The organism is Microcystis sp. LEGE 08355, from assembly GCF_015207185.1.
Taxonomy (GTDB): domain Bacteria; phylum Cyanobacteriota; class Cyanobacteriia; order Cyanobacteriales; family Microcystaceae; genus Microcystis; species Microcystis panniformis.
This window is the reverse complement of record NZ_JADEXI010000441.1, coordinates 1-3,940: the sequence shown is the minus strand read 5'-3', so window position 1 is coordinate 3,940 and position 3,940 is coordinate 1. Positions and strand designations below refer to the sequence as shown.

Annotated in this window: 1 protein-coding gene and 1 pseudogene; both read left to right on the top strand. The window is 50.6% G+C overall.

The window, feature by feature from the left end; genetic code table 11:
* The first annotated feature begins 114 nt into the window (after positions 1 to 114).
* Complete coding sequence (locus IQ242_RS18800; RefSeq protein ID WP_193961013.1) at positions 115 to 1,410, top strand: Glu/Leu/Phe/Val dehydrogenase; 1,296 nt, start codon at positions 115 to 117, stop codon at positions 1,408 to 1,410.
* Positions 1,411 to 1,581: 171 nt separating this feature from the next.
* Positions 1,582 to 3,825: pseudogene (locus IQ242_RS18795) on the top strand (HAD-IC family P-type ATPase); the annotation flags it as partial.
* Positions 3,826 to 3,940: the final 115 nt, after the last annotated feature.

Sequence of the window (3,940 nt, the reverse complement as noted above, 5' to 3'; positions counted from 1 at the left end):
TGTTTGAGAACACTTGTCGGCAATTCCCGTCCATGGTTAATTAAGAAAAATAAACTGTAGCGAAATATACTGTTTTCCCGTGTTCTAATGGGGATAGATAGGGGGAAAAAAATCATGTCGAAATCACTCTTTACTGATGCCAGCAGTCGCCTAGAACGGGCTCTTAAGTATGTCTCCATTTCCGATGATGCGATCGAGCGGTTAAAATATCCCAAAGCTAGTCTCAGTATCTCCATACCCGTCCGTATGGACAACGGCACTTTAAGAATCTTCCAAGGCTACCGCGTCCGCTACGATGACACCCGCGGCCCTGGCAAAGGAGGGGTGCGCTATCATCCCAACGTCAGCATTGATGAGGTGCAGTCCCTGGCCTTTTGGATGACCTTTAAATGCGCCCTGCTGGATTTGCCCTTTGGTGGGGCTAAGGGCGGTATTACCCTCAATCCGAAAGAATTGTCAAAAGCTGAGTTAGAACGCCTTAGCCGGGGGTATATCGAGGGTATAGCCGACTTTATCGGCCCCGATGTCGATATTCTTGCCCCCGATGTCTATACCAACGAGATGATCATGGGTTGGATGATGGACCAGTACAGCATCATTCAGCGTAAAATTAGTCCGGCGGTGGTGACGGGGAAACCTTTAACCATGGGAGGCAGTCGCGGTCGCGATACGGCGACAGGAACGGGGGCTTTTCATGTTATTCATTCTCTTTTGCCGAAATTAGACAAAAAACCAGCTAATACTACCGTTGCCGTCCAGGGATTCGGTAACGCTGGGGCCGTAGTGGCGGATCTCCTCGCCAAAGCCGGTTATCAAGTGGTGGCGGTAAGTGATTCCCAGGGCGGCATTTATCGGGAAAAAGGCCTAGATATTGCCAGTATTCGTCAGTATAAACAGGAACATCGCGGAATTACTGCTATTTACTGTCAGGATACCGTCTGTAATATCGTAGAACACGAGGCGATTAGTAATGAAGAATTATTAGCCCTAGATGTGGATGTTTTGATTCCAGCCGCCCTAGAAAACCAAATTACCGCCGAAAATGCCGATCGCGTGCGGGCAAAATATATCTTTGAAGTGGCCAATGGTCCCACTACCTCAGAAGCCGATCGCATTTTAGACTCAAAAGGGATTCTCGTTTTCCCCGATATTTTGGTTAACGCCGGTGGGGTAACGGTGAGTTATTTTGAATGGGTGCAAAATCGCAGCGGTCTTTATTGGCAATTAAACGAGATCAATGAGCGCTTAAAAGAAAGAATGGTGACAGAAGCCGAAAAAGTCTGGTCTTTCGCCCAGGAATTCGATATATCTCTGCGTACCGCCGCCTACGCCCACGCTATTGATCGTCTCGGAGAAGCCCTAGATGCCAAGGGAACCCGCGACTATTATCAAAATAAGACGAGAGCTTAAGGTCGGCAGCAGTCGGTCGTCGGTCGTCGGTCGTCAGTCGTCAGGAAATAAATAGGGTGATAGGGTTTTGGGGTAATAGGGTGATAAGACAGCTTCCCCACTTCCCCACTTCCCCACACCCTGTCCCCAGGAAAAACTTTTTGCCGCAAACCCTAAATATGGTCGAGCATGATGCCAGTTCAATTATCGTTGCCGTTGTATCATCAACTTTCTCAACCAGAGGTGATTGAATACTTGACCAGCGATGGGTCAACGGGCTTATCAGCAGAAGAAGTGGCCAGTCGCTACGAAAAATATGGCCCGAATGAACTGCGATTTAAGCCAGGGAAACCAGCTTGGTTGAGATTTTTGCAGCAATTTCATCAGCCGCTACTCTATATTCTCCTGCTTGCGGGTACTATTAAGGCATTTTTAGGGTCTTGGACGAATGCCTCGGTGATTTGGGGAGTTACCCTGATCAATGCCATTATTGGCTATGTGCAGGAAGCTAAGGCGGAAGGTGCGATCGCTTCCTTGGCCAAAGCCGTAACCACAGAAGCGACGGTGTTGCGAGAGGGACAAACCCTGCGGATTCCATCTCGGGATTTGGTGCCGGGAGATATCGTTTTATTGGTATCGGGGGATAAAGTACCAGCGGACTTGAGGCTGCTGAAAGTCCGCAATTTGCAGGTGGATGAGTCTGCCTTGACTGGGGAATCCTTGCCCGGGTCAAAAGCGATCGAACCCTTACCCGGGGATACGCCCCTAGCAGAAAGGACAAACATGGCCTACGCAGGGAGTTTCGTTACCTTTGGACAGGGCAAAGGGATCGTTGTGTCCACGGCCAATGCCACCGAAGTGGGGCAGATTTCCCAGTCGATGGAAAGCCGAGTCAGCCTTAGCACACCCCTGACCCGTAAATTTGCCCAATTTAGCCGCACCCTACTCTACGCAATTTTGACCCTAGCAACCTTGACCTTTACCATCGGGTTAGGACGGGGGAAATCTTGGATCGATATGTTTGAAGCTGCCGTTGCCCTCGCAGTGAGTGCGATTCCGGAAGGGCTGCCGGCAGTGGTAACGATTACCTTGGCCATTGGGGTCAACCGCATGGCCCGTCGTCATGCGATTATTCGTAAACTGCCCGCAGTGGAAGCATTGGGGAGTGCGACCGTCATTTGTTCCGACAAAACTGGAACCCTAACGGAAAATCAAATGACTGTACAGTCCATTTATACCGAGGGGCAATATTACGCCGTTAGTGGTGGTGGCTATAGTCCCAAGGGCGAAATTAGTCTGATTACCGATGGCAACCCTGGCAGCCCGTTTGCAGAGGAATTACCGCCGGCCCTGGGGGATTGTCTGGTAGCTGGTTTGCTTTGTAATGACTCCCAGCTAAAACAAACGGGAGAAGATTGGTCAGTGGTGGGGGATCCTACGGAAGGGGCGCTGATTGCGGCCGCTGCCAAAGCAGGTCTCAGTCAATTGGGGCTATTGTCTTTAACCCCACGATTGGATGCAATTCCCTTTGAATCTGAGTACCAATACATGGCAACCCTGCATGATGGCATACCTCGTCTGATCTATGTTAAGGGATCGGTTGAGTCCCTGATGCGTCGTTGTTGCCAGATGATCGATCGCTATGGTCAGATGACCGCGCTGAACGTCGAACAGATCGAGCAAGCGGTAGAAACGATGGCAGAGCAGGGTTTACGGGTGCTTGCCTTCGCCAAAAAAGCAGCCGCGACCCATCAGCATTCTATCGACCATGAGGATATCGAAACAGGCTTGGTGTTTCTAGGATTACAGGGCATGATTGACCCGCCTCGTCCAGAGGCGATCGCTGCCGTTCATGCCTGTCAAAGTGCCGGGATTCGGGTCAAGATGATTACCGGTGATCATCTTGTCACGGCGCGGGCGATCTCGCGTAGCGAGCGCGTTGCGAGCGCGGAACGGATGGGCATTAAAACGGCAACACAAGTCTTAGCATTTGAGGGAAAACAATTAGCGCAAATGGATAATCATCAACTGGCCCAAGCGGTGGTCGATGGATCGGTATTTGCCAGGGTTGCCCCTACCCAAAAACTGCAACTGGTGGAAGTACTTCAGTCTCAAGGAGAAATCGTGGCCATGACGGGCGATGGTGTCAATGATGCGCCGGCTCTCAAGCAGGCCGATATCGGCATTGCCATGGGGAAAGGAGGAACGGAAGTCGCCAGGGAATCTGCTGATATGCTCCTCACTGATGATAACTTTGCCTCGATCAAGGCCGCTGTGGAAGAAGGACGCACCGTTTATCAAAATTTACGCAAGGCAATCTCCTTTCTCTTACCTGTCAATGGTGGCGAATCGATGACGATTCTGATCAGTACTTTACTAGCACGAGATTTACCGATCCTCTCCCTACAAGTACTCTGGTTGAACTTGACATCCTCACCGCCGTGAACGGACGGTGATTCCCAAACCTCACGATTTAGGTTTCTGCTTCTTTCCCGAAGGATTTTTCGCACCTGCCGCCCCAGATTTACTCTGTTCTGGTCTTATGGTCGCT